The sequence below is a fragment of the Pseudomonas protegens genome (assembly GCF_003732485.1).
In the GTDB taxonomy this organism is placed as follows: domain Bacteria; phylum Pseudomonadota; class Gammaproteobacteria; order Pseudomonadales; family Pseudomonadaceae; genus Aquipseudomonas; species Aquipseudomonas protegens_B.
Map to the genome: position 1 here is coordinate 39,083 of NZ_MOAK01000038.1, position 750 is coordinate 39,832.

Genomic DNA, 750 nt, shown 5'->3' on the forward strand with positions numbered 1-750 from the left:
CGATGTTCCTGTTGCAGGGCATCGCCGGCTACCTGTTCCGGCCCATGGCCCTGGCGGTGATCTTCGCCATGGCCAGCTCGTTCATCCTCTCGCGGACCCTGGTGCCCACACTGGCCATGTACCTGCTCAAGCCCCATACGCCGGAAGCAGGCCCGGGGCATCACCCGGAAGATGCCTTCATCAACCATCACGAGGGCGAGCAGCACGCCAAGCCGCGCAATGCCCTGGTGCGCGGGCTATTGGCCTTTCAGCAGGGTTTTGAGGCGCGTTTCTCCACTGTGCGCGACACCTACCACGGCCTGCTGCACCTGGCCTTGGGCCGACGCAAGACCTTCATCCTCGGCTTCTTGATCTGCGTTCTGGCCTCCTTCGCCCTGTTGCCAAGCCTGGGCCAGGACTTCTTCCCCGCCACCGACGCCGGCGCTCTGGCCCTGCACGTGCGCCTGCCCCTGGGCACACGGATCGAGGAAAGCGCGGCGGCCTTCGACCGCATCGAAGCGCGGATTCGCGAAGTGATTCCGGCCGAGCAACTGGACAGCATCATCGACAACATCGGCATCCCCTTGAGCGGCATCGACATGGCCTACAGCAACAGCGGCACCATTGGCCCCCAGGACGGTGATATCCAGGTCACCCTCAAACCCGGCCACGCCCCCAGCGCCGACTATGTGAAACAACTGCGTGAAGCCTTGCCGGAAAGCTTCCCCGGCAGCCAGTTCGCCTTCCTGCCGGCAGACATCAGCAGCCAGA

1 protein-coding gene is annotated in these 750 nt (G+C 64.5%); it reads left to right on the top strand.

The window, feature by feature from the left end:
• Positions 1-750, top strand: a 750-nt coding sequence (locus BLX41_RS34895; protein WP_259744611.1) for an efflux RND transporter permease subunit, incomplete at both ends; no start/stop codon positions are given.